At 52.5% G+C, this 24536-nt stretch carries 25 protein-coding genes; 11 read left to right on the top strand and 14 right to left on the bottom strand.

Features of this window, described 5'->3' with window-relative positions:
- Positions 1–117: 117 nt before the first annotated feature.
- The 9 genes from SELIN_RS01470 to SELIN_RS01435 form a co-directional block, all read right to left on the bottom strand.
- Positions 118–693, bottom strand: a complete 576-nt coding sequence (locus tag SELIN_RS01470) for a flavodoxin family protein (protein WP_013504934.1) — start codon at positions 691–693, stop codon at positions 118–120.
- A gap of 90 nt (positions 694–783) precedes the next feature.
- Positions 784–1530 (bottom strand): glycosyltransferase family 25 protein, encoded by a 747-nt coding sequence (locus SELIN_RS14390; protein ID WP_013504933.1) that lies wholly within the window; start codon positions 1528–1530, stop codon positions 784–786.
- A gap of 30 nt (positions 1531–1560) precedes the next feature.
- A complete protein-coding gene (locus SELIN_RS01465) occupies positions 1561–2682 on the bottom strand; it encodes a glycosyltransferase family 4 protein (RefSeq protein WP_013504932.1) in 1122 nt (373 codons plus the stop codon).
- Positions 2682–3503, bottom strand: a complete 822-nt coding sequence (locus tag SELIN_RS01460; protein WP_013504931.1) for a hypothetical protein — start codon at positions 3501–3503, stop codon at positions 2682–2684. The genes SELIN_RS01465 and SELIN_RS01460 overlap by 1 nt, the downstream gene beginning before the upstream one ends.
- Positions 3500–4339, bottom strand: coding sequence for a glycosyltransferase family 2 protein (locus tag SELIN_RS01455; protein ID WP_013504930.1), 840 nt, complete (start codon positions 4337–4339; stop codon positions 3500–3502). The genes SELIN_RS01460 and SELIN_RS01455 overlap by 4 nt, the downstream gene beginning before the upstream one ends.
- A 29-nt stretch (positions 4340–4368) precedes the next feature.
- On the bottom strand, positions 4369–5034 hold the full coding sequence (locus tag SELIN_RS01450) for a YrbL family protein (RefSeq protein ID WP_013504929.1): 666 nt from the start codon (positions 5032–5034) through the stop codon (positions 4369–4371).
- Positions 5027–5953, bottom strand: a complete 927-nt coding sequence (locus tag SELIN_RS01445) for an ATP-grasp fold amidoligase family protein (protein WP_013504928.1) — start codon at positions 5951–5953, stop codon at positions 5027–5029. Before SELIN_RS01445 ends, SELIN_RS01450 begins: the two co-directional genes overlap by 8 nt.
- A 1-nt stretch (position 5954) precedes the next feature.
- Positions 5955–6851: a hypothetical protein gene (locus SELIN_RS01440; protein WP_013504927.1), complete on the bottom strand. Its 897-nt coding sequence runs from the start codon at positions 6849–6851 to the stop codon at positions 5955–5957.
- A complete protein-coding gene (locus SELIN_RS01435) occupies positions 6848–8302 on the bottom strand; it encodes an O-antigen ligase family protein (RefSeq protein ID WP_013504926.1) in 1455 nt (484 codons plus the stop codon). Before SELIN_RS01435 ends, SELIN_RS01440 begins: the two co-directional genes overlap by 4 nt.
- A 451-nt stretch (positions 8303–8753) precedes the next feature.
- On the opposite strand from SELIN_RS01435, the gene hfq reads away from it, so the two are divergent.
- The 6 genes from hfq (at position 8754) to hisG (ending at position 15492) form a co-directional block, all read left to right on the top strand.
- Positions 8754–8984: an RNA chaperone Hfq gene (gene hfq, locus SELIN_RS01430; protein ID WP_013504925.1), complete on the top strand. Its 231-nt coding sequence runs from the start codon at positions 8754–8756 to the stop codon at positions 8982–8984.
- A gap of 2 nt (positions 8985–8986) precedes the next feature.
- Positions 8987–9808, top strand: a complete 822-nt coding sequence (locus SELIN_RS01425; protein WP_083805870.1) for an MBL fold metallo-hydrolase — start codon at positions 8987–8989, stop codon at positions 9806–9808.
- Between the two features lie 189 nt (positions 9809–9997).
- The gene (gene glnE, locus SELIN_RS01420) at positions 9998–13042 is read left to right on the top strand and encodes a bifunctional [glutamate--ammonia ligase]-adenylyl-L-tyrosine phosphorylase/[glutamate--ammonia-ligase] adenylyltransferase (protein ID WP_013504923.1); all 3045 of its coding nucleotides are present in this window, start codon (positions 9998–10000) and stop codon (positions 13040–13042) included.
- Positions 13043–13145: 103 nt separating this feature from the next.
- Positions 13146–13532 (top strand): GxxExxY protein, encoded by a 387-nt coding sequence (locus tag SELIN_RS01415; RefSeq protein ID WP_013504922.1) that lies wholly within the window; start codon positions 13146–13148, stop codon positions 13530–13532.
- A 74-nt stretch (positions 13533–13606) separates the two neighbouring features.
- Positions 13607–14863 (top strand): UDP-N-acetylglucosamine 1-carboxyvinyltransferase, encoded by a 1257-nt coding sequence (gene murA, locus SELIN_RS01410; RefSeq protein WP_013504921.1) that lies wholly within the window; start codon positions 13607–13609, stop codon positions 14861–14863.
- Entirely contained in the window at positions 14860–15492 is a 633-nt protein-coding gene (gene hisG / locus SELIN_RS01405; RefSeq protein ID WP_013504920.1) for an ATP phosphoribosyltransferase, read from the top strand. The genes murA and hisG overlap by 4 nt, the downstream gene beginning before the upstream one ends.
- A gap of 126 nt (positions 15493–15618) precedes the next feature.
- Here the strand turns inward: hisG and SELIN_RS01400 are convergent, their stop codons facing one another.
- Positions 15619–15960 carry a cupin domain-containing protein gene (locus tag SELIN_RS01400; protein ID WP_013504919.1) on the bottom strand — a complete coding sequence of 114 codons (342 nt, stop codon included), beginning with the start codon at positions 15958–15960 and terminating at the stop codon, positions 15619–15621.
- 88 nt (positions 15961–16048) lie between these two features.
- Between SELIN_RS01400 and SELIN_RS01395 the strand changes: the two genes are divergently transcribed.
- From SELIN_RS01395 to SELIN_RS01385, 3 genes are all read left to right on the top strand, one after another.
- Complete coding sequence (locus SELIN_RS01395) at positions 16049–17206, top strand: class I SAM-dependent RNA methyltransferase (RefSeq protein ID WP_013504918.1); 1158 nt, start codon at positions 16049–16051, stop codon at positions 17204–17206.
- Between the two features lie 194 nt (positions 17207–17400).
- Complete coding sequence (locus SELIN_RS01390) at positions 17401–18894, top strand: SulP family inorganic anion transporter (protein WP_013504917.1); 1494 nt, start codon at positions 17401–17403, stop codon at positions 18892–18894.
- A complete protein-coding gene (locus tag SELIN_RS01385; protein ID WP_013504916.1) occupies positions 18894–19757 on the top strand; it encodes a universal stress protein in 864 nt (287 codons plus the stop codon). The genes SELIN_RS01390 and SELIN_RS01385 overlap by 1 nt, the downstream gene beginning before the upstream one ends.
- 63 nt (positions 19758–19820) lie before the next feature.
- Here the strand turns inward: SELIN_RS01385 and SELIN_RS01380 are convergent, their stop codons facing one another.
- The 4 genes from SELIN_RS01380 to sugE all read right to left on the bottom strand — a co-directional run bounded on the left by SELIN_RS01380 (position 19821) and on the right by sugE (position 22411).
- The gene (locus tag SELIN_RS01380; protein WP_013504915.1) at positions 19821–20069 is read right to left on the bottom strand and encodes an RNA recognition motif domain-containing protein; all 249 of its coding nucleotides are present in this window, start codon (positions 20067–20069) and stop codon (positions 19821–19823) included.
- Between the two features lie 206 nt (positions 20070–20275).
- Entirely contained in the window at positions 20276–20701 is a 426-nt protein-coding gene (locus SELIN_RS01375) for a DUF269 domain-containing protein (protein ID WP_013504914.1), read from the bottom strand.
- An 85-nt stretch (positions 20702–20786) separates the two neighbouring features.
- Entirely contained in the window at positions 20787–22031 is a 1245-nt protein-coding gene (locus tag SELIN_RS01370; RefSeq protein WP_013504913.1) for a mechanosensitive ion channel family protein, read from the bottom strand.
- Positions 22032–22090: 59 nt separating this feature from the next.
- Positions 22091–22411 carry a quaternary ammonium compound efflux SMR transporter SugE gene (gene sugE, locus SELIN_RS01365; RefSeq protein ID WP_013504912.1) on the bottom strand — a complete coding sequence of 107 codons (321 nt, stop codon included), beginning with the start codon at positions 22409–22411 and terminating at the stop codon, positions 22091–22093.
- Positions 22412–22806: 395 nt separating this feature from the next.
- On the opposite strand from sugE, the gene SELIN_RS01360 reads away from it, so the two are divergent.
- The gene (locus SELIN_RS01360; RefSeq protein WP_013504911.1) at positions 22807–23229 is read left to right on the top strand and encodes a nucleotidyltransferase substrate binding protein; all 423 of its coding nucleotides are present in this window, start codon (positions 22807–22809) and stop codon (positions 23227–23229) included.
- Positions 23219–23542 (top strand): nucleotidyltransferase domain-containing protein, encoded by a 324-nt coding sequence (locus SELIN_RS01355; protein WP_013504910.1) that lies wholly within the window; start codon positions 23219–23221, stop codon positions 23540–23542. Before SELIN_RS01360 ends, SELIN_RS01355 begins: the two co-directional genes overlap by 11 nt.
- Positions 23543–24536 lie beyond the last annotated feature (994 nt).

Genomic DNA, 24536 nt, shown 5'->3' with positions numbered 1-24536 from the left:
CTGCTCTATCGCTCTGCACAGCTGCCCAAATGCTTGCCGCAGAGCAGACAAAATTTGCTGCATACGCAGAAAAGTCCCCACAGCACACCATGGGGACTTTTCTCTGTCAGGCTACACCTACCGCTGGGTCTTTTCCAGCAGCCAGGCCATATTTTCGCCCAGGATACGCATGGTCTCCATGCCCTCGGCATCGTGCTCCACTTCTCCGATCTCTCGTCCAATACCCATATTCCAGTAACTGGACCCCGGCACCACCATCTGACTGATCAGGAAGAAGTGGTTCATGGAGTCAAAGGCGTGGATAGCTCCTCCACGGCGTACCGCCACGATAGCCGCGCCCGCCTTGCGACGGAACATGTGCCCGTTGGCACGGGCCACCATGCCGGCACGGTCAATCAAAGCCTTCATCTCGGCTGTCACATCGGCAAAATAGGTGGGCGACGCCAGGAAAATCCCCTGGGCAAGCTGCATCTGGGCAATGCAGTCGTTCACGATATCGTTTTTAATGGCGCAGCGCCCGTCCTTGCGCTGCCAGCACTGGTAGCAGGCCGTACAGCCACGAATCACCTCACCCGCCAGCTGAATCATTTCCGTGTGGATTCCCGCTGTCTGTAAAGGGTCAAAAGCCTGCCGGATCATCAGGGCCGTATTGCCATCCCGGCGGGCACTGCCGTTGATTGCCAGAACTCTCATGAAAGCCTCCTTTGCCCATCTTTATCAAGTGCTCTCAACATCTCTTTGTTAAAAAAAATCTGCTAATAATTTTCATATGACATACAACTATCAAAGTCCATTCAAACTATGCCGGATATTGGTTATAACATTCAGTGTAATATTCTTAAGTTTGAAAAACAATCGAGTCAGTTTGCACCACAGGGGCCCCTTGTCTTTATGACGATTACCTATTTCGGAATAATTACCGGAAGGATCAGCGGGATAAACAGGATAAGGTAACAAGCCATAAATTGGAATTTTGTGAATATTCTGATGACGGACAAAAACATCAACGGGATAAACAAACTCTTTGCTAGCCTTAATAAAGGCTGCTGCTGCAAACGGTGAAATAGCATAGCAAGTTGCCCGTTGCGGAATACGTAGAAAACGCACTAAAGTATAATCCCCAAACTGCTTGATTTTCTTATGCAGAACAGGATCATTATCTTCAAGGCGGATAAAGGGATAATAGCTCATCAGGTCAGGCAGGAAACTAAAGATATCATAAATATGATCGCGCACTGCAAAATCATCCTCGAAAACGATTATCGGACAATTCAGCTCTACGCATTTCTGCCATGCTAAAAAATGGCTGGCATAACAACCCGCTTCGCCAGGTGCAGAAGGGCGCCCGTGACGCACAAGAAACTTATCGGGTCGGAAGCGATCCAGCAGAGGGTGCCGATCTTTTCTACCGTCAATGGCATCTATAAATTCGAAGGAAATTCCTTGGGAAAGCAGAAGCTCAGTGCTGCTTTTCCTTCTTTTTTCAGAGCTTACCAAACTAATGACAAAAACAGGTAATTGTCGATTCATAAACAAGTTCTCATTTAATGTTTTTTTAAATCATTTCTGCTTTTTTGCATAGCCCGCAACTACATCGTTGTACAGGGCGAACGTTTGGGCTACCGATTGATCAGTATCAAAATGAGTGCGTATTCGCTGCTGGGCGGCCTGCCCCATGGCCTTGCGGCGCTCGTCATCAGACAACAGTACGTTGAATGCCTCCGCCAGCGCAGCGGGATCACCAGGTGGTACGATCAAACCACTCACCCCATGCTCAATTAACTCAGGGCTGCCACCAGCATTGGTTACCACTGGCGCAACTCCATGAGCCATTCCTTCAATCACCGCACGCGGCAACCCTTCACGGCGCAAAGAAGGCAAGGTTATTATATCAAATTCAGCCGCAATTCGAGCCGCCCCAGGCAGAAAACCCAGCAGGTGTATTCGTTCCCTGCTGGCTGAAGACTCCAGTGCGCTGCGATAACTCTGATCTTCGACTCTTCCCAGAATCACCAGATGCACTTCAGTGCCTGACGTCATCAAATCCATTGATTGAATCAATTCACTGATACCCTTCCGGGCCTTGATGCGGGAAATACAGCCAATCACGTGTGCACACTCTGGTATGCCAAGGCGTGGTAACACCAACTCACTGTCAATTTTTTCCGTATACCATTCTACTTTGTGACCCTTATAAATTCTCACTACATTGTGATCCGTGAACAAGGAAAAGAACAGCAGAAATTTTTTATTAATAAAATATGCCTTTATCGCATCACAAACGCAGATAATTTTTTTTATACGCGGATTTAGAAACGTCAGCCAGGAGAAAGGATCCCAGTAGCTCAGATTACCGATAATGCCCCGATAGGCAATCACAGGTGTTTCCTTCCTTCCCAGAGTTGCCAGTGTATAGTTGCTCAGAGCACTTTTCCTGAAAGCATGCACCAAGTCAAACGATTCCTGCTCCAATAGTTCTCGTAAACGCCTGATAAACGGCAAATCAATTTTAGAGTGGATTTCCCACGGCTCGACCAAAATACCAGCAGCCTGTAAAGCAGCAATTCTGCCAGTATTTGGCTTGCAGATAACATAAGGCTGGACTCCAGCCTGCTTTAGGCCAATCAACAGATTACACTCACCGCGATCTACACCAGTATCAAACAAACACAGTACTTTCATCAGTTGATCCTGATATCAAAATAATCGCACAGAACTTCCCACTGGACACGATTAGCATCTTCTCGCACATTAGTTTTCCGTAAAGAGAGCTTCTGAGTTCCGATTAGTGGCAGAGGCTTTGGACAGGGGACAGATGAACGACGCACGAGCGTGCCCTTTAAGAAAGACATCGCCTTGAACCACAGATCATCTGCCTTGGGCGCAAGCTTCATAAACAAATCCACATCTGTCACATCTTGCATCAATGCGCCAGGCGGATACAGCACACCACCATAACCTATCGGCAACAAATCCATGCCACAGACACCAGTTTCCGTCTGAGTTGGCCACTGCTTATAGGGAAGCAATTCACCTTCCGGCGTTCGGGTAATTCTGCGACATTCATGGGCGATCACAGCATCAGGATAACGCAGATGATCATTATATAAGCGCTCCAACCAGGTATTATGATACAGGAGGTCATCATCGCAAGTCACCAGTACCTGGTCAGGAAATATCCGCAAAGAGTAAATTAATTTGCGATGTGAACAAGTCAAATCCACATAACGGATTTCAAAAATCTCACCTTGCAACTCTGACAGACTGAGTGGCAATTGCGGCTCAAGATCATGATGTAACCATAACACGATTTTCTGGGGCTTCATGGATTGCGCCAACAGACTACGCAAAGTCAGGTGCAGGGTATTCAACCGAGATGGAATGGAAGTCAGCGTGACTATGATCGGTAAAGGCTGGTCAGCAAACCGCATAAGCTCTTCCAGCGGTAAACGCTTCAAACGCCATGCCGCACAAAACGAGGGCCAGTATTCCTTCAATTTCACTCTACCACTTCCTTTTCCTTTTCTAGATACTGATCAAGTCCGAGGGGAGAGCGGACGACCTTATGCTTTTTTGTATACTCCCGAATGCGCCGATTCTTGGCACGGGTTTCCTCCGTAGCATATCCACGGCCATGATCCAGGTGCAGGCAAATGGCAGAATAGCGGATACGTTGCGCCTTTAGACCATAGTTGAGCAACCGGTCACCAAATTCACAATCCTGACCACCGTACTGCATATTTTCATCAAAGCCATTTACCGCGATAATATGCTCACGGTGGCACGAGGCACTGTGCCCGTTCCAGGTTGGCCGAGTGAGGCTGAGCACATTGAGAAGATCCGCAAACCAACCCCTGGCAATAAGCTTCAGTGACTTGTGGGTATGCGTGAAACCCTGGCTGGCAAGCCACCCGACATCAAAAGCCCGCTGGGCGACAATATCGTCGCGAGTAATCGCATGGCTGACATCCAGGGGCAGTTTGAAATATCCCCCGGAAAGATATCGATCGCGTCTGGCAAAGCGCAGATGCTGCGCCACAAAGTCATTGCGGGGGATACAGTCACCATCGGTAAAGATGACATATTCCCCCTCAGCAGCCACAATGGCCTTATTCAGAATCCGGCACTTCTGAAAACCATCATCCTCCTGCCAGATATGCTTGATTGGCACCGGTGACTCCACGCGCATGCGCTCAATCAGGTCGCGGGTATCACTACGCGAACCGTCATCAGCAATCACTATCTCGAAATCCTTAACTGTCTGCTCAAAAAAACCCCACAGCACTTTTTCCAGCCACGCAGGGGAATTATAGGTGGTAAAAATTACACTTACTTGCATAGTATCATTCCCGGAAAGCATTAACTACATTATAAATCATACTTACGAGCCCACCACAGATGCCAGCCCGCCAAAAACACCTCAATCCGTCCTTTAACCACCACACCAGACGAAACAAGCAAACGGCGTCGTAGCTTCATCCAACGAAATAGTACCCGTAGTCTCGACAAAAAAACACTACGACTCCGAATATGAAACTTCAGATCATATCGCCTGGAGCCCAGGCCGTCCACAATGACAAATCGAATGCCACCCATCTTCTTTTTTGCCACCAGAATATTATCAACTGTTGGGTCAGCAAAGAGAATCCCATCCCGAAGGAGCTTTTTTTTCAACTCTTCAAGTTTACAGTACACATTAGACAGATCAATCTCTTTCTCTTTTAAATAACTGCGCAATGTGATGGCAGGAACCCCATCATCATTCAGAATACGCTCAAAAACCAAACCTACACCCTGGGGAGTTTCTTCCCAACCATAGAACATTGCAATGCAATCACTTTTGACTCCACGCTTCGCTAGATAGCCATAATAATCTGCATCAATTTTGTTTTGGTGCTGCACCGATTTCCTGGAGCCAGGTAATTTGATTACTTTTGTGGCATCCAGTGGGTGAACGTAACAATCACGCTCAGTACCGCGCCCGACTAACTCCAATTCTCCTAAAAAGCCTTGCTTTGATTTTTCTTTATCCATGCCCCTTTTCCCAATACCGAGGTTTAATCGTCCACTTCTTGCCAAGTGAAAAATCAAATTCACGGGGATAAAACCTGCCTAAACCTGATGCTGGGTAATGGGTCATTTCCCCAAAATAAAGCGCACCATCGACATCATAAAAATCAATGCGTATATAATCAAACTCATAGCTCAATATCTGCGCAATTGAGATCATTCTTTCTAAAGTAGCCGGAGGGGGCTCAAATTTTGCCTTTGCACGTATCCATTCTACCTCCAGCATTTCCCACTCCCTGTCATATAAAGACTTCTCATGACCACCAAAGCGGTCATAGTCTACTTGGATAAATTCGCAGCGACCATGGAACACATGAAGCTTGTAGTCATTAGGAAGTCTTCCTTGCCTATCTTTCAGTAATTTCTCAATGATAATTTTTGGTGGAATCTCCTGATATACCCATTCAGATTTCGATATACCATAGGGTTTAATAAGCCACCAGTTAAGCTTTTCTAAGGCACTAACTTTGTCCAAGGGACGATCCTTTGAAACAATGATATTAGTCCCAGAAGCATGATTTGTTTTAATTACATATTCATCGGGAAGCTCATTAAATGGAATATCTGACGGATTATTCACAACAGCAAAATGTGGAATTAATATCTCGGAAGCAATCTCACTCCCTAACCTTTCGTGAAGATAATTACGTACGCGATATTTGTCTGCCACAATCGGCAGCAAAGGGTTCCTGTCATAAACCTTTTTCCAGTTCACTTTTTCATTAAAGCTTTTCGGGTTATTAAGGTCAAGGGTGTAACCTTGCTGGACAAAAAATTTACGTTTCAATACCGGAAAGCCAAAAAATCTTTGCAATTTATTATAATAGATTTTTTTCATTGCAAAGAGAATTTTATAGAGGACTACAGGCATATTACTTCCCATCTCATTCTTCTCCAAACACCTGTGCCCGATTGTCGAGCGGGTTGCAGCGACGCGCCTCTTGGTTCATCAGGCTGGCTGCTCCACCATGCGCGATCAACGGGGGATCACACTGATAGGTCGCCGCGCGGCCACGCAGCCGTCGCGTAAGTTGGCGCCCCACACCACTGGATTCCGAAGGTTTTTTGTGCCACCGCGATTTCGGCACAGGAACTATCCAATAGCGCAGCAATTCCAAGCCTTTACGGTCTACCAGAAAGCCTTGCATATCAAACCAGTCCGTGCGCCGAGCCCGTGCATCAGGCACAGCAATTCGTGCAAAATGAATCCAGCGGCCATTCTCCTCATCATCATTGCTGGAAAACAGGTACAATACCCGTCTCGTTACATCTGCACCAGTAGCGTTCCAAACCTTCCAAAGGCGAGACACAAAATCCGACGCCAATTCTATATCATCCTGCAACGACAGCAGATATTCGCATTGCGCCGCCTGAGCTACGGAAAAAATCATTTGATGAGTGCGCCAAAATTTAGATTTACCCATATGTTGCTTCGCATCAAGCCACAAAGAACTGTCCCCAAAAATTTGGGACAACAACGTTCGGGGATGACCGTAATCATCTTCCGAATAATCATTCAAGACACAAATACAACAATCCGGCATCCGGAGCTCTTTATATTTCGCCAATGATTCAATCAACCTAGATAGCTCATTCGGCCTTCGATGTGTTGTTATCGTAACTAATAACTTAGGCCGAGCAGCAGCAAGTCGACCCAGTGAAGATTCACCATTATTCCATTCACACACGAATTTATAAACTGATTGTCGGCGCAGGAGAGGACGATTGAACCTGACCTCCAAGCTACGAATATGGCGTTTAATTGCATCCAAAAACTTCACACGGCACCACTCTTTGTTACACTTACCTTCAAGGCCCTGCCTTTGCTCAAGGAACTTAAGGGCCTAACGCCTTCAGACACCACAAACTGATAAGCAAATGCCATAATACAAACGAAAAAAAACGTGCCAAAATGCATTCCGAAAAAGGCCTCTGTTGCGTTTCCTGCCATTAGGGCGATACATGCAAATCCAACAAAAAGGGCTACATCGCCGGGTATTTTCCCTTGGCGCCAAATACGTAGAAATTTGGCCATGATGGTAAACACGATACTGAAAAACAAAAAGCTCCCCACCACCCCTGTCCTCACAAGAACTTCAACATAACTACTATGAAAATGCCTGAATCTGATTTTTGTTTCAGGAGGGATATCCGCTATTTTCATCACCACATCAGAACTGCCTGGACCCCACCCAAAAAGCCACCTGCCCTCCATTTCAGAAAGCGCGCCTCGCCACATATGCACCCGATGGCCGATAGAGCTGGTTCGCAAGTCCTTGTATTCACCCTGGAGGAGAAGGACAAGCACATCCTGTTCCTGAAGAAAACGCTCAGATGCACTCGACCATGCAAAACTTAAGGATACCAGCAAGAGAGCCGTAAATGCAATTAGCAGAATACTGCTTTTCAGCCGATTCCCAGGAACAAATACTACCCTGAAAGTTAGCAGAAGAAATAATATTACAGCCATAATGCCAAGCGCCACCCACTGAGCACGCACATCAGCTACCGCAAAGGCCAAACCAACCGTGACGGACACCACGAGAAAAGCAATGAGCTTAAATACCCATAATGCCTTGCAATAAGCATAAAAGGAAATTATACGTGGAGCAAAAACAATAAGTCCGGAAATAGCCACCGATGAATACAAGGCAAAATCCTGGGCATTTCTCATGAAGTGTAAACGCGCATCACCCCAGAGAAATCCAATATCTCCATCATGTTCCACAATCTGAAAAACAATGACAAGAACCAAACTTACCAACGCCAACACTAACGCGTTCATTGAGCCACGCAGTGTCGCGCCTAACCACCAGGCTATTGGAATAACTAAACCAAGCCTTGCCATGCGCCGAGCTATTCGCCACTGCTCCTCCGTTGTTTCAGGAAATTCCCACAAAGCAAAGTAGGTTCTCGCCAGAATATACACTATCCAAATCAGAAGCATCCAAGCTATCGGGTCTCGTTTTAATGCAGCAGCTACATGGCGGCATGCCAGCAGTAAAGCCAAAATTACCAGCATTTCACCAAGACTAACCAGGGATCGAGAAGCACCAAGTCCAAGAAAAATGCATATTACTCCTGCAATACCAATACTTTCCGCAGCAAGGCTGCGCGTGCGCATCGCCCCGGCAGGCAAAGGGAAAAACCCTACCAAAACCTCATTCAACTTTTTGAGAATCACCCCTGTAGCTTTTTTTATGCCCTGAGTGCAACATTTATACAAAATCAACCACATCCTCCAAATTGAATGCTGATGAACTTTCGCAAACTATATACTATCGCAGGAGCAAAACCACTCCAGCATAGCCCATTGCTTGATGGTTACAGCGCCGCAAGCAAGCGAGAAAAAGCACAAGTATCAGGAATACGGGTAGATTAAGACGAAAAGATAGCAAATATGATGTGACAGGCTGGATGCCTCTTGCATGGGTTGTCCTTATTTACCAGTACTGGCGTATAGGCTATACGCTGCAAAAAGGCTTGTCAACGGCCAACTTAAGTGATTAAAAACCTGGAGTTCAAGACCTTGGGCGAGGAACGTGGCAAAAGGCTTGAATCGCGACCAGTAATCTCTTCATAACACTTTCGCTCTCCCCTTGAACCCCATGCGAAAACGGTGTATGTTCTTGTCCACGTTACTTTATTTTGCTTTGCGCGGCGAACGCAACTCGGGGGTGTGTATGAGTAAAAATATCAACCTGCAGGACGCTTTTTTATTTGTGGCGAGGAAAGACCGGGTTCCGGTGACGGTCTACCTGACCAATGGTGTGCGCATGATGGGCACGGTGGATTCCTACGACAGCTATATTATCATCATGAAGTGCGATGAGGGCATCCGCATGGTCTACAAACATGCCATCAGCACAATCCAGCCCAATGTTCCCATGTCCATCCAGAAAGAGCCGCAATAGGTATGTGTGCAGCACCTGGCTCCCTGTGGTCGGGCTCCGGGGGCGAGATGCGCCTGACGGTTCTTGCCAGCGGTTCCAAGGGGAACGCGGCCCTGGTGGAGACGCCGAAGACGCGCTTTTTGATTGACGCGGGGCTCAACTGCAAATCCCTGGTTCAGCGACTGAACTCCATCGGCGTTGACGAACACTCCATTGACGCCATTTTGCTTTCCCACGAACATTCCGACCACGTCTGCGGCGCGGGGGTCTTTTCCCGCCGTTTCCGCGTTCCGGTGTACGCCACCCAGCTCACGGGTGAGTGCACCGTAAACTCCGTGGGCGATTTTCACCAGTTTGTCCCCCTGCACAACAGCACGTCCTTTTCCCTTGGTGACGCGGGTGTGGAGGTTTTCAGTGTTTCCCACGATGCCGCCGATCCGGTGGGTTTTCGCATCAGTTCCCTGCAGAACCGTCACCTGTGCTATGTGACCGATACAGGCATTTACACCAGCCTGATCAAACAGTACGCCATCGGGTGCCACACACTGGTGATGGAGTCCAACCATGACGAGATCATGCTGATGGAGGGCAAGTACCCCTGGCCCCTGAAACAGCGGGTGCGCTCCCGCACCGGCCACGCATCCAACCGCGAAGCCTCGGCGTTTCTGCAGGAGGTATGGTGGGATGGCATGCAGAACGTTATCCTCTCCCACCTGAGTGCCGAAAACAATATCCCGGCCCTGGCCTACCAGGAGAGCAAACGGGTACTGGAAAGCATGGAAGCGAGCAATACCCAGCTGTACGGTACACGGCAGCATATGGTCGGCTCCACGATTGCGGTGTAGCAGGCCAAGGCTTTTTAGCAGCCTGCTGAAATACCTCAACCCAGGCAGGCAATTGAAAAACCCACAGGTGCAAGGCGCCCGCAGAGCAAGAAATGAAGCGTACTCCCCGTACGTTGCAATGACGAGCGACAGCGGGCAACGACGCAGATGGGGGGTTTTCAGCAGCCTGCGAACGAAAGAGCAAACCCCATGACACACTTCGCCGACGAAATTTCCGCACAAAAAAACCTTGCATACATCGCCAGCCACCTGGACCTTGACGTGGATCATGCCTGGTGCCAGCGCCTGTGGCACCAGGCAACGGAGTCCTATGATGCCGATCTGTTCCTCAACCATCTGGAGCGGGTGGTGGCAAGCAACCGTGAAGAGTTTGCCCGGCAGTGGGATGACGACTCCCTGGAGCGCCTGGCAGCACTTCTCTCTTCCAGCGCTTTCATCGCCAAGCTGATGCAGCGGGATGCGAATCTGCTGCGCCTGTGTCATCGGCGTCCCGAGGCGTATCCGCCGGCCTACCGCTATCAACAGCCGGATTTTCTGCGCCTGGAGGCGCAGATGATGGAGATGGAGGAAAAGGATTTCATCCGCGCCCTGCGCTCCTACCGCAACGGCAAGATGATTGAGTTCGCCCTGCGCGATCTGCTGGGGCTTGATTCCCTGGAAGTGCTGCTGGGAGACCTGTCCATGCTGGCCGAGATCACCCTGGAATTGTCCTATCGCTATGCCTGGCAGCGCCTGGTTCAGCGCTTTGGCGAACCCATGTACGAGGATTACGACACCGGCCAGCACAAGCGGGCCCACTTTGCCATTATCGGCCTTGGCAAGCTGGGCGGCGGCGACCTGAATTTCTGCTCCGATGTGGATATCATGTACCTGTACGACTCGGCCTATCGGGGCATGACCACCGGTGGCAGCCGCAGCGCCATCGAGACCCATCAGTTCTTTGTGGAGCTCAGTAAGCTGATTACCCGCTCTATGTCCGAAAATACCGAGGATGGCTTTGTTTTCCGCGTTGATCTGCGCCTGCGGCCCGATGGCGACACCGGCGAAATCTGCCTGGCCCTGCAGGGTTACGAGAACTACTACAGCACCATGGGCCAGACCTGGGAGCGCAGCATGCTGATCAAGGCGCGCCCGGTGGGCGGCCACGATGAGCTGGTGCGCCAGTTTCAGGCCATGGTACGGCCATTCATCTACCGCAAATACATGGACGAGAACACCGTGCTCTCCATCCGCGAGCTCAAGGACAAAATCGACGTCAAGGTGCGCAAGAACATTCACAGCAACGTAAAGCTTGGCCGTGGTGGTATCCGCGAGATCGAATTCTTTATCTCCATCATCCAGCTGCTCTACGGCGGTAAGGACACCTCCCTGCGCCAGTTTTCCACCGTACGCGCCCTGGATGTGCTGCGCGATCAGAAGTATATCGACCGCTGCGAATCCGAGGAGCTGTGGCAGTGCTACCAGTTCCTGCGCCGGGTGGAGCACCGGGTGCAGATGTTTGACCAGCGCCAGAGCCATACGATCCCCGATGACGAATCCTTCCAGCTGCGCATGGCCCGTCAAATGGGCTTTGACAACACAGAGGCGTTCTGGAGCGAACTGCGCGCCACCATGGATCTGGCGCATGAGTACTTCAGCACTCTCTTTGTGGAGGAACACCAGGAAAGCGCGGTGCCAACGGAAATATTCTCCGGCAACTACAGCCGCGAAGAGCTGGTGCCCATGCTCTCCCAATACTCCTTCGCCAACCCCCGCAAGGCGGCGGTGAATATCTACACCATCCTGGAACAGGCGTTACACCACGAAGAGGAACACCGCAAGCTGCGCTCCGTGGCAGAGGCTCTGCTGAATCACATTGACCAGAGCCCAGATCCTGACATGGCCCTCAACAACTTCGAACGCTTCTACACCGCTGCTGCCCGCAAAGGTCGCGTAATGAAGCTCTTCTACTCCAACCCGGAAGCCATCGGCACTTTTATTACTGTCTTTGCCAGCAGCGCCTACCTCTCCAACCTCATCAACAGCTACCCCGAAACCACCGATATCCTGCTCTCACCACCCTGGACCGAGGAGGACATCCCCGACGCCACCACCTATCAGCAGCTTCTCATGGAGCAGGTTCAGCCTTTCAGGAAGGATACGGAAGCCTTCCTGGATCACCTGCGCTACTTCAAGGCCATGGAGTTTCTGCACATCGGCTTTCGCGAACTGCGAGGCAAGCTGGACGTCTCTTCCTCCACCGCCGTGCTCAGCAATCTGGCCGATGCCATGGTGCGCGTGGTGTACGACTATGTCTGCGCCGAACTTACCGAGCGATACGGGCAGCCCATGTGCGAAGACCGCCACTGCGGTTTCACCATCGTCGGCCTGGGGAAATTCGGCGGACGGGAGCTGAACTACTCCAGCGACCTTGACCTGATCTTCCTCTATGACGGCGCCGGGGAGACAACTGGCGGCAGTGGCGGAACCCTGCGCAACAACGAGTACTTCGTGCGCCTGGTGCAGCGCCTCATCAACCGCCTCAGCGTTGCCACCAGCCGGGGCATCTGCTACAAGGTCGACGCCCGCCTGCGACCCAACGGCGATGCTGGAACCCTGGTCACCCCCCTGCAGGGTTTTGTGGAGTACCACGAAAACCAGCACGCCATGACCTGGGAAAAGCAGATGCTCCTCAAGGCCCGCTACGTCTGTGGCGATGAAAGCCTCTACCAGCGCTTCCGCAGCTATGTGAACGAAGCCGTATTCGGCCAGCCCTTTACGCCCGAGCAGTTCACCGAAATCCACGACATGCGTCTGCGCATCGAAAAGGAAAAAGGCGGCAGCACCGGAAAGCACCACGACTACAAGGCCGGAACGGGGGGATTGCTGGACATTGAGTTTCTCAGCCAGGCCATGCAGATATACCATGCGAAGTCTTTCCCTGAACTGCTAGATGCCAACCGCACCTTCGACCTGCTGGACCAGCTGCAGGCCATGGGAGCCTGGGAAAAAACGGATGGCGAAACACTGCGCCAGGGGTATTTGTTCTACCGGCACCTGGAAAATATGGTAAAAATATACCAGGACAATGCCAGCAGCCGCATAAATCTGAACGCCCAGGAGCTGAATCCCTTGGCATTTCGCATGGGATATGGCAAAACAGCCGGTGCCGCACTGCTGGAGTGCTACACCAGAACCAGCCGTGACGTGCGGGAGCTTTTTGCAAAGTACTTTGGCAAGCTACGGGACAGGTGAAAGAAAAAGGCAGTGCCTCACGCCCGATCGCTGCGCTCACTCAAGGCGCAAAGGCGCAAAGAAGAAATAACTCTTTGCCATGCAATTTCGCAGGACAGCAACCATGTTAAGTGAAAATGCTCTTGGAAAAATCATTGTGGATACTGCGGTAAAGCTTCATCAAAACACTGGGCCTGGGCTATTGGAGAGTGTTTACGAAGTAATCCTCGCCCAATTACTTACAGAGCAGGGCCTGCAGGTTGAGCGGCAAGTTTCTGTGCCCATACACTACAATGGAAGAATCTTTGATGAAGGGTTTCGCGCTGATATTGTTGTAAACAACATGATTATTCTTGAGCTAAAGTCAGTGGAGTGTATTCAGAATACACATAAAAAGCAGCTTCTGACGTACTTGCGTCTTACCGATAAAAAGCTTGGTTTCCTGCTGAATTTTGGCGAAGCGCTCATGAAAGATGGAATCGTTCGTATTGTAAACGGATTAACAGAATAGTATTTTCCCTTGGCGTCTTTGCGCCTTGGCGAGATACATGCCTTTTCATAAATCAATACAGGATATAAACCTCAATGGACAAATTCATCATTCACGGCGGTGTACCGCTGCAGGGTCATGTGAATATCAGCGGAGCCAAAAACGCCGCCCTTCCCATCATTGCCGCTTCCGTACTCACGGAACAGCCCATGAAAATCAACAACGTGCCCCGTTTACGGGACATCTACACCATCAGCAAAATCCTGCAGCACATGGGCGCCACCTGCGAGCTTGATGAGGCGACCAACTGCTTCCACGTTCACCGCAACGGCATGAATCGTCTGGAAGCCCCCTATGAGCTGGTGAAGACCATGCGCGCCAGCATTCTCTTCCTCGGCCCCATGGTGGCCCGCTACCACGAAGCCAGGGTGAGCCTGCCCGGAGGCTGCGCCATTGGCGCCCGTCCGGTCAACCTGCACCTGGACGCTCTGCGCAAGATGGGGGTGGAGCTGGATATTGTGGATGGCTACATCATCGCCCGCTGCGAAGAACTGCGGGGAGCGGCCATTTCCTTTGACACGGTTACGGTTACGGGCACCGAAAACATCATGATGGCCGCCACCCTGGCCAAGGGCAAAACCGTGCTGAAAAACGCCGCCAAGGAGCCGGAAGTGGTGGATCTGGCCCGCTGCCTGACCTCCATGGGAGCCCATATTGAAGGCGCCGGAACCGACACCATCACCATCCACGGCGTTGAAGAGCTGCGCGGCACCGAGTACAGCGTCATGCCCGACCGCATTGAGGCGGGAACCTTCATGGCGGCGGCGGCCATCACGGCCGGGCACGTCACCCTGCCCATCGAAGTGGCCCAGTATCTGGAAAGCGTTATCATCAAGCTGCGCGACTGCGACATCCGCATTGAGTGTGACGATGAACTCATACATATTTACGGCAACGGCATCACCTGCCGCGACATGGCCACCAGTCCCTACCCCGGCTTTCCCACCGACATGCAGGCCCAGTACATGGCCCTGATGTGCCGTGGCACGGGGGTCAGCGTTATCGAGGAAACCATCTTTGAAAACCGCTTCATGCACGTGGCAGAGCTGCGCCGCATGGGCTGCGATATCGAAGTGCAGGGCTCACGGGCCATCGTCAAGGGCAAACCACGCCTCAAGGGTGCCCCGGTCATGGCAACAGATCTGCGAGCCAGCGCGTCCCTGGTGATTGCCGCCCTGGCCGCCAGCGGAGCCAGTGAAATCAGCCGCATTTACCACCTGGATCGCGGTTACGACCACATTGAAGAAAAACTCTCCCGCCTGGGAGCCAAAATAGAAAGGGTACGGGAATGAAGAAGAACCTGGTGATCGCGCTGCCCAAGGGGCGCATTCAGGAAGAGTCCATGAAAATATTCGAGAAGATCGGCTTTGGCTGCCGCGACATGTTCAGCGGTTCGCGCAAGCTGATCTTCCCCCTGCAGGAGCAACCCGTCACCTTCATGATCGTGCGCGCCCAGGACGTTCCCACCTATGTACACCACGGCGCTGCCGATGTGGGTATCTGCGGCAAGGACACCATCGAGGAATCCACCTGCGATCTCTACGAACCCCTGGACCTGGGATTTGGTGGCTGCGATGTGGTGGTGGCGGAGCCCAAGGGCTACTCCACCGAGAACCCCGGCTATAACGGCACCATCGTGGGCACCAAGATGGTGAACGTGGCCGAGCGATTCTTCGCCTCCAAAGGCGTCGATGTGGAAATCATCAAACTCTATGGCTCCATTGAGCTGGCACCGCTGGTGGGGCTGGCCCACCGGGTGGTGGATATTGTGGAAACCGGCGAAACCCTGCGCCAGAACGGCCTGGAAGTCAAAGAAGTCATCTTCCGCTCCACCTGCCGGGTCATCACCAACCGCAACAGCATGAAAAACCGCCACGCCCAGATTGAAAAGCTGCTGGCGGACATGGCCGGGCAGCTCTGACAGGCTTCTGAAAAACGTCACCTGAACAGCAAAAGGCCACTCTTCTCCAGAGTGGCCTTTGTTCGTAGAGGGCTTTGTGTGAAACCTTTGCGCTTATGGAAAGCGCCACGCAGAGTTCAGGTCAATCTACTTCTTCGGGCTGCTCACAAAAAAGAGCAGCATCTTAAAGCGCTCTTTGGCCTTCAGGCCGTGGGGGATGTCGGCGGGCATGACCACCACTTCGCCAGTCTTCACCACCACCGTGGTTTCGCCAATGGTGATCTCGGCGCTGCCATCCAGGATCTGCACCATGGCATCGCCGGGGGCGCTGTGGGTACTGATGCCTTCACCGGCATCGAAGGCAAACAGGGTCAGGCCCACATGGGGCGTCTGGGTCAGGGTGCGGCTGACCACCTTGCCTTCGCCGTATTCGACCAGTCCAGCCAGTTGATGCACTTCGGTGTGGGTGATATTCTTGATCAAGCTCATGGGAACCTCCAGAAATCGGATATTTCCGCAGACTATAACCCCTTTACCACCAAGCGCCTTTGACAAAAGTCAAGAAAGCAGAATTTTTATGAAACACCAGCAATCCGAGGAGTCCATCGCCCTGACCATTGCGAAATATGCTCCGCCGGGAATTGGCCTGGGGTACGCCCGGGACAAAGCCGTTTTCGTGCCCGCCACCTCCCCCGGCGACCAGGTACAGGCGCGTGTCACCCAGGAAAAAAAACGCCACATGCGTGCTGAGGTGACAGCGATACTCGAACCCTCGCCCCAGCGCGTCGAACCCTTCTGCCCCCACTACCTGAAGTGCGGCGGATGCGATCTGATGCATATCACTTACCCCGACCAGGTCAGCCTTAAACAGCGCATGGCCCAGGAGACCCTGGCCGGACAGTCCATGATCCGGGAAATCCCGCTGGTTCCCTCACCCGAACCTGTGGCCTATCGCCACCGCGCCCAGCTCAAGGTGCGCCATGGCCAGGTCGGTTTTTTTGCCCGCGGCACCAATCAGGTCGTCCCCGTCGCCAACTGCCCGGTGCTGGCGCCACCCCTGCAACAGGTGGTACAGGACATGGCCGCGCGACCTCCCAGGGACGGCGATTACCTGCTGCTGGCTTCCGCCCTTCAGGCCAGCGCCGCCGTCAGCTTCCGCGATCACCGCGCCTGCGAGCCTGTTGAAGGCTCTCCCTCCATGGTTCTGGAAGACTACGGCTTTGGCCCCATGCTCCTTGACAGCGCCGGATTTGCCCAGGCAAACCCCTTTGTCACTGCCCTTATGGCCAGCCACGTTGCCAGCGCCTGCGCCGGACAGCATGTCTTTGAAGGCTACTGCGGCAGCGGAACCTTCTCGCGGGCCATCGCCTCAGGTGCTGCCTCCCTGGAGGCCTGGGAGATATCTGCTCCAGCGGTGAAACTGGCACGGCGCAACTGCCGCGACCTTGCCAACACCCGCTTCCAGGCAGGCGACGCAGAAAAATCCGCCATCGGCAGCGATCGTCAAATCGTTGTGGTCGATCCGCCCCGCACCGGCCTCGGCCGGGGCATGACCAGCAGAATTCTCGCAAGCCATGCCAAAAAGCTGATCTACATCAGCTGCAATCCTGCCACCATGGCCCGCGACCTGCGCTTCCTTCAGGAAAACTCTGCCTTTACCCTTACCCACCTGGAGGGTTTTGACATGTACCCGCACACCACCCACCTGGAAATGCTGGCTATGCTGGAGCGTTGAAGCCAACCTGCTCTCTCTGCAGATATGTGGCAACGCACAGTTGCAATTCCCGCGAAAATCTGTATATTCAGCTCCTTCTTTTTGCTGGGGAAACCTCCGTGCAAAGCCCCTCCATATAACCCAGCATCAATTCCTGTCAGGCGCTGGGGATACCCGAACTCATCATTCACCCTTTACCACAGTCTGGAGCTTTCGTGTTTCTGCTTTCCACAAAAAAAGATTGGCTGGGAAATGTCCGCGGAGATTTGCTGGCTGGGCTGGTTGTTGCCCTCGCCCTCATTCCCGAAGCCATTGCCTTTTCCATTATCGCAGGTGTTGATCCCAAAGTCGGCCTGTACGCTTCCTTCTGCATAGCCGTGCTGATTTCCATCGTTGGCGGCCGCCCCGGCATGATCAGCGCCGCCACCGGTGCCATGGCCCTGCTCATGGTGACCCTGGTACGGGACCATGGGCTGGAGTACCTGCTGGCAGCCACTCTGCTGACGGGCATTATTCAAATTGCCATGGGCTACCTCAAAGTAGCCCACCTCATGAGCTTTGTGGCCCGCGCCGTCGTCATTGGCTTTGTAAACGCCTTGGCCATACTCATATTTCTGGCCCAGATCCCCGAACTGACAAATGTTACCTGGCATGTATACGCCATGACAGCGGCAGGTCTGGCCATTATCTACCTCTTCCCCTACCTGCCCAAAATCGGCAAACTGCTGCCTTCGCCGCTGGTGACCATTCTGATTCTGACGGGTGCAGCCCTGGTGCTGGGCCTGGATATACGCACCGTTGGTGATATGGGCCAGTTACCCGATACGCTGCCCATCTTCCTGTGGCCCGATGTACCCCTGACCCTGGAAACACTTCTGATCATCCTGCCCTATTCGGCAGCGCTGGCTGTTGTGGGCCTGCTGGAATCCCTGATGACCGCCACCATCGTCGATGATCTGACCAACAGTAAAAGCGATAAACACCGCGAATGCAAGGGGCAGGGACTTGCCAATATCTTCTCCGGCTTCATGGGTGGCATGGCTGGCTGCGCCATGATCGGCCAGTCCATCATCAACATCAAATCCGGTGGCCGCGGCAGGCTTTCTACCCTGTCAGCTGGTGTCTACCTGCTTATCATGGTGGTGTTCCTCAGCGACTACATCTCCCTGATCCCCATGGCTGCCCTGGTGGCGGTGATGATCATGGTATCCATTGGCACCTTCGACTGGGGCTACCTCAAGCGCGCACGCACCCTGCCCCTTTCCACCAATATCGTTGTCCTCTCCACAGTCGTGGTGGTGGTCGTGACCCACAATCTGGCCTACGGTGTTCTGACCGGCGTTTTGCTGGCTTCACTCTTTTTTGCCAACAAAATCAGCCACTTCATGTACTGTAGGAGTGATCTGAACGAGTCTGGGGAAGCGCGCACCTACCGGATTGTGGGTCAGGTTTTCTTTAACTCTGCCGATCGTTTTGTGGACTTCTTTGACACCAGAGAAGTTATCAACAAGGTCGTCATTGACCTGAGTCGGGCCCACTTCTGGGACATTTCGGCGGTCAATGCCCTGGATAAGGCCATTCTGAAATTTCGCCGCGAAGGAACAGAAGTCGAACTGATTGGCCAGAATGAGGCCAGCAAGACCATCATCGACCGCTTCGGCGTGCACGACAAGCCTGAAGAACTGCAACGGGTACTGGGAGAACACTGATGGAAGATACCGACAAAGTCGTACTGGGATGTGTAGACGGATCGTCCTTGAGTGATGCCGTAGCCGACTACAGCGGCTGGATCGCGGCTCGCATCCAGCGTCCCCTGACCTTCCTCAATACTATTGAGCGCGATAATCAGGAGCCACGCACCGACATGACCGGCAATATCGGCCTGGGCACCCGGGATGACCTGCTGGAAGCCCTTGCCAGCGAAGACAACGAAGCCAGCAAGCTGCGTATCGCAGCTGGTAAAGAAGCCCTGGAGCGGGCTAGGCAGCGCGCGACTGTTTTTGGAGCAACCGCCCAGATTCTGCAGCGTCACGGCAAACTCTACGAGAACGTGGTGGAGCTGCATGACGCCATGCGAGTGCTGGTTCTGGGACTGCGGGGCGAAGACACCCAAAGCGCCGAAGACCGGGTGGGCTCCCAGGTGGAAGTGATCATTCGCTCCCTCAACGAACCCATCCTGCTGGTAACCGAAGACTTTGTCCCTCCCCGCAGCGTCCTGCTGGCCTATGACGGTTCGCAGAAAAGCCGCAAGGCCCTGGAAATGGTGGCCACCAGCCCTCTGTTCAAAACCCTGCCCTGCCATGTGGTCCATGTGGGCACTCAGGAAAGCCAATCACAGGAACTCCTGAGCGATGCCGCTAAATCACTGCAGCAAAACGGAGTGAACGCCAGCTTTGCGGCGCTGCAAGGCGATGACGTCGTGACAGCCCTGCTGAACTACCAGGTAGAGCACGATGTGGATATGATTGTCATGGGCGCTTTCAGCAAGAACCGCCTGCGCACCACCCTCTTTGGCAGCTTTACTGCCACTATGATTTCCCGTACCCGCAAGTCACTTTTGCTGCTGCGCTGACTGAATACATAAAAAAAAGCGCTGGCCCTTGGGCCAGCGCTTTCTCATATTTTCTGCAATCTGTTAGAAGTTGCGGGGACGAGCCTCGTTCACACGCAGTTTGCGTCCGCCGAACTCAAAGCCGTCAAGGGCTTCGATAGCCGCCAGGCTCTCGTTGTCTTCCATTTCAACAAAGGCAAAACCGCGCAGTTTGCCGGTTTCACGGTCAGCGATCAGCTTGATGGAGTACACGTCACCATACTCTGCAAAGAGGTTGCCCAGTTCGTCTTCAGTGGTGCTGAATGGCAGGTTGCCAACATAGATAGACTTCATAATCTCTCAATCCTTCAAAAAAAATGTCGTGCTTTCTTGGGACAAGCTTGACCAGAACCCGGCAATCCTGTGCGAATAAGAAGCAACGTTAAAACCACCATATAGCAAATATTTTTTTACTTGTCAGCAAAAAACGCTCTTCGCAACAAAATCCACGCGACACTCAAGCAATGGCACAAGCAGCTCTTATGGCATTGAAACGCCGTTCAATTCCCGGAATCGGCAAAGCGCTCCCCGATTATCGCCACCAGCTTTTCCCCCTCACCGGTCAGCTCTTCCAGGCTGGCGAAACCAAATTTCTGCACATTGCGCAGGCTGCGATGCAACAAGATTCGCTCTTCGTGGAAAATCAACGCGCGACCAAACCCCTCAAAGTTGATATCAAGGGCCACCACCATCATGGCACCCGTCCGCTTCTCGGCTGCCAGGGCCACCGCCTCGAAGAACATACGCACAAACCACAAATGCCGCTGATCCGGTGCCGTGTTGGTGTCGATCTGCTTCTTGTCTTCTTTGGTTTTTATGAGGGGCTGCACAATCTGCGCATCGGTTTTGTTCTTCCAGCTGCCATAGCTGTCATAACTGCGTAGCTTTTCAACCAAACTGGTGAAGAAAGGGACAGAACTTGTCATGTTCACTCCAGTACTCGCGAAAATTTGCCCATACAGAAGGCTGGCACTGAAGTCTGCAGGGAACATGCCAACAAGGATGACGATGTCAGAGTTCCCTGCCCATGGCCCGCATGTCGTAACCTGTTGGTGCCTGGTGCACCCGCAGATTGAACTCAGGCAGAACCGCCAGAATATGGTCAAAGATATCCGACTGGATACTCTCGTACTCAACCCAGCGCGTGGTATTGGTAAAGCAGTAGAGCTCAATGGGAATACCGCTTGATCCTGGCTGCAGCTGGCGAACCATCAGGGTCATCCCCTTGTGAATCTGCGGATGGTTGGTCAGGTACTCCTGCAGATAGGCGCGCAGGGTACCCAGGTTGGTCAGACGACGCCCATTCACCAGGGATGAGAGGTCGGCCTGCAGCTCCCGATTATATTCATTGATCTCATTGATTTTCTTATCAAGATAGGGCCCCAGCAGTTTCGCCTTGTGCAGACGCTCCAGCTCGCTTTCATCCAGGAAGTGCACCGTGCTGGCATCAATGAAAAAGCTGCGTTTGATGCGCCTGCCACCGGAATCGGTCATACCCCGCCAGTTGACAAAGGAGTCGGAAATCAGCGCCGAAGTGGGAATAGCGGTAATGGTATTATCCCAATTGCGAACCTTGACCGTCGTCAATCCTATATCAATAACATCGCCATCGGCCCCGTACTTGGGCATCTCCAGCCAGTCGCCCACCGAGAGCATGTTATTGGCAGAAAGCTGAATACCCGCCACCAGACCCATGATGGGATCCTTGAACACCAACATGGTAATGGCGGTCATGGCACCCAAACCGCTGAAGAGGATAACCGGCGACTTGCCGATAAGGGCAGCAATAATCAGGATGCCAATCAGAATTGAGCCAACCAGCTTGATCCCCTGGGAGATGCCCCGCAGCGGCAGCGCACGGGACAGCGCCGTATCGCGTGTCAGATCCAGCAGAGTATCCAGCAGTGAGAACAGCGAAAGCAATGCGAAGAAGAGAACCCACAGGTGCGCAAGGGTCTGCAGCAGAGGCTGGACAAACACCTCAGGGCTGAGCCACAGATCAGCCTGAACATAGATGATAATACCCTGCAGCGCCAAAGCCAGACGATTAAAGAGACTGCGCTCGAAAAAAGCCGACTTCCAGGGAGTTGCTGACTTACGCGCCATGCGTTCAGCATTGCGAATGACCCCCCAGTGCAGAACAACGTGAATCACAAGGGATATGGTAAAAATCAGCGCCAGTGCCGAAATCACCATCACCAGCTCCGTCATTTCCACACCATACGCCGAAAGCCATTTCTTCATCGATTCATGCATATTTTCACAACTCCTTGGCTACAACTGCCAGTTTTCGCAATATTTCAGTAAAACCTGCATCAAGCCGTAGTCGCAAGCTTCAGGCCGATGATACCGGCAATAATCAGGGCCACGCTGATAAGACGAGCCACATTGACCGGCTCCCCAAACAGCACAATACCCAGTATCACAGTTCCCACCGCGCCCACGCCCACCCAGATGGCATAGGCCGTACCCACCGGCAGCGACTTCATCGCCACACCCAGCAGCCAGAGACTGACCGCCATGGCCAATACCGTCCCGACCGTCGGCCACAGCCGGCTGAAGCCCTCAGTGTACTTCAGCCCAATCGCCCAGGCCACCTCAAACAACCCTGCAATGGCAAGAATAATCCAGGCCATGAAACGTCCTTTCAACGTGCGGGGTCGTCCCCGGAGTGTATTGGAGCGGTGAGGTCGTCCCCACTTCCGAAGGGCAGAGGCTGCCGAAAAATCCCATCGGCGATGTTGATCGCGTGACTTGGGATTTCCCTGCAAATTGCAGAAAAACCCGTGAATTGTATCTTGTCAGGAGGGCCGGGGCAAGTGCCACGCTATTTTGTGATGCTGGAGGTTTGGTGTGAAGCCTGATTTTTCTGCGCTCTGGTACCGTAGCAGACTGCTGAAAAACCCTGTCATACTCTCTACCAAGCTATAGACGAAAGTGTATATGTGATGGTAGTCTCAGGTGAGCAGCACAACATATGCGCTGCTGCAATCAAGGCTCCTGCAAGCTTGACATCCAGGAGAGATAGTTTATGCAACAGCAAGACATACGATGGCATCAAAGGCTTAACAATTATACTGCAGCATTCAATGAGCTGGATGAGGCGGTCATCCTGAGCAAGCAGCGCCAACTCAGCAAACTCGAAGAACAAGGGCTGATCCAGGCCTTTGAATACACCTATGAATTAGCGTGGAATTGCCTGAAGGATTTTTATCAGGCACAGGGGGAGACAGGCATTCAGGGCAGCCGCGATGCCATCCGATTGGCTTTTGAGCGGGGCCTGATTCAAGAAGGAAGCACCTGGCTTGCCATGGTAAAAAGTCGCACCCTTACCTCGCACACATACAACAGAGAGACCGCTCGTCAGATCGCCTGCGAAATCCGCGAACACTACCACCCCCTATTGTTGCAACTCCTGCACACACTCCAGGGGTACAGAAGCAATGGCTACTGAAACAGCTATTCCCGGCTTATCCGCAGAACTCACCAGCCAGTTGCGCGAAGAGCTGGCGAAACACCCCGCAATCTCAAAAGCCATCCTGTTTGGGTCACGCGCCAAAGGAAACTTCCGACCCAACTCGGATATCGACCTGTGCCTGATAGCACCGGAACTCAGCTTCAGTGAATACCTGCAAGTGGCTGATGCTATTGATGAAATACTCTTTCCCTACAGCGTTGACCTGATCCTGGCCCATCAGGTGGAAAACCCTGACGTCATGGAACACATAGAGCGCGTTGGGGTAATAGTGTTTTCAGCATTTCCCTGAAGGCAGGCAGGTTACGGCATTAACGCACCGAAGAACAACCGCCTGGCCGTGTCACTCCCCGCACAAAGCTCAGCAGATTAAACAGCTTGCCACAGACCTGGAAGACGGAGCGTATGGGGTGACGCCAGGAAAGTTGATCTCTCTGCCTGTGTAACGTAAACTTACATGGTGAAGTTTCGCACCTTTGAAACAGCAGATTGTCAGCTCCAACCCTGATGTTATGCTGAGTTAATGACAATAGCTTTGCAAGAATTGCATCCCTTGACATTGCAGCCACTTTGCTGATGAGTTTCTCTTGCCACTTTTGTTTCGCCAAAAGTGGCGCAAAAGCGACCCCCAGTGCTGTCCTTTTCAGCCGTTCGCTTGCCTGGAACTGGGGACCGCAAACAACCGCCATCCCTGGCTTGTGTTTGCGGTTGCCGCCCTCGTGGCGGCTGGCAATCTATTGTCCATAGTGAGCCTAACCACAACTTGGCGTCAATAATGACGCTCTGAACTTCTGGGGAATCGGTAAGATGTGATGCATATAGTTCCTCCACTCAACTGCTCGTCGCAAACTTTAGCATTAATCGAGCTTTCCTGGCTCGCCACTCTTCATGCGCAGTACTTTGTGTACCAGGCTACTTCGTCATGTGATGTTATCACAGCAAACGATATGCGCAAGCTATTGTAATCACAAGATTATCATCACATAGCTTTTTCCCCTGTGGCTTTGCGAGAAGCCCGTCTTAACTGACCCCCTGGAGTTATCTGCGTAAATCTGCGTCCATCTGTGGAAAACTTTCTTGCAGGCTGCTGAATAGCCTTCACTCAGTCCTCGCTCTCCTGTGGGGGCTGGCTCGTTCTTCCATGGTACTTCCGAAGCTGTGAAAAAAGAGCCCCAGGCTGCATTCTTGGGGCTGAGAATGCGTTCGTTGCCATACACGCGGATGTGTACTCATAGGCAATATACTATTTGGGACACTGCAATGAAAAGTGGGGAGATAATGCGCAA

The organism is Desulfurispirillum indicum S5 (assembly GCF_000177635.2).
GTDB classification, from domain to species: domain Bacteria; phylum Chrysiogenota; class Chrysiogenetes; order Chrysiogenales; family Chrysiogenaceae; genus Desulfurispirillum; species Desulfurispirillum indicum.
Note: the sequence above shows the minus strand (reverse complement) of the source record. Positions and strands in the feature narration are given on the sequence as shown.

Bases quoted from the DNA above. Each gene is read 5' to 3' on its own strand.
- SELIN_RS01415 (WP_013504922.1), top strand. From the start codon at position 13,146: ATGTTAAGTGAAAATGCTCTTGGAAAAATCATTGTGGATACTGCGGTA.
- hisG (WP_013504920.1), top strand. From the start codon at position 14,860: ATGAAGAAGAACCTGGTGATCGCGCTGCCCAAGGGGCGCATTCAGGAA.
- SELIN_RS01395 (WP_013504918.1), top strand. From the start codon at position 16,049: ATGAAACACCAGCAATCCGAGGAGTCCATCGCCCTGACCATTGCGAAA.
- SELIN_RS01400 (WP_013504919.1), bottom strand. From the start codon at position 15,960: ATGAGCTTGATCAAGAATATCACCCACACCGAAGTGCATCAACTGGCT.
- hfq (WP_013504925.1), top strand. From the start codon at position 8,754: ATGAGTAAAAATATCAACCTGCAGGACGCTTTTTTATTTGTGGCGAGG.
- murA (WP_013504921.1), top strand. From the start codon at position 13,607: ATGGACAAATTCATCATTCACGGCGGTGTACCGCTGCAGGGTCATGTG.
- SELIN_RS01450 (WP_013504929.1), bottom strand. From the start codon at position 5,034: ATGGATAAAGAAAAATCAAAGCAAGGCTTTTTAGGAGAATTGGAGTTA.
- SELIN_RS01355 (WP_013504910.1), top strand. From the start codon at position 23,219: ATGGCTACTGAAACAGCTATTCCCGGCTTATCCGCAGAACTCACCAGC.
- SELIN_RS14390 (WP_013504933.1), bottom strand. From the start codon at position 1,530: ATGAATCGACAATTACCTGTTTTTGTCATTAGTTTGGTAAGCTCTGAA.
- SELIN_RS01425 (WP_083805870.1), top strand. From the start codon at position 8,987: ATGTGTGCAGCACCTGGCTCCCTGTGGTCGGGCTCCGGGGGCGAGATG.
- SELIN_RS01385 (WP_013504916.1), top strand. From the start codon at position 18,894: ATGGAAGATACCGACAAAGTCGTACTGGGATGTGTAGACGGATCGTCC.
- SELIN_RS01370 (WP_013504913.1), bottom strand. From the start codon at position 22,031: ATGCATGAATCGATGAAGAAATGGCTTTCGGCGTATGGTGTGGAAATG.
- sugE (WP_013504912.1), bottom strand. From the start codon at position 22,411: ATGGCCTGGATTATTCTTGCCATTGCAGGGTTGTTTGAGGTGGCCTGG.
- SELIN_RS01360 (WP_013504911.1), top strand. From the start codon at position 22,807: ATGCAACAGCAAGACATACGATGGCATCAAAGGCTTAACAATTATACT.
- SELIN_RS01375 (WP_013504914.1), bottom strand. From the start codon at position 20,701: ATGACAAGTTCTGTCCCTTTCTTCACCAGTTTGGTTGAAAAGCTACGC.
- SELIN_RS01445 (WP_013504928.1), bottom strand. From the start codon at position 5,953: ATGGGAAGTAATATGCCTGTAGTCCTCTATAAAATTCTCTTTGCAATG.
- glnE (WP_013504923.1), top strand. From the start codon at position 9,998: ATGACACACTTCGCCGACGAAATTTCCGCACAAAAAAACCTTGCATAC.
- SELIN_RS01455 (WP_013504930.1), bottom strand. From the start codon at position 4,339: ATGCAAGTAAGTGTAATTTTTACCACCTATAATTCCCCTGCGTGGCTG.
- SELIN_RS01465 (WP_013504932.1), bottom strand. From the start codon at position 2,682: ATGAAAGTACTGTGTTTGTTTGATACTGGTGTAGATCGCGGTGAGTGT.
- SELIN_RS01380 (WP_013504915.1), bottom strand. From the start codon at position 20,069: ATGAAGTCTATCTATGTTGGCAACCTGCCATTCAGCACCACTGAAGAC.
- SELIN_RS01470 (WP_013504934.1), bottom strand. From the start codon at position 693: ATGAGAGTTCTGGCAATCAACGGCAGTGCCCGCCGGGATGGCAATACG.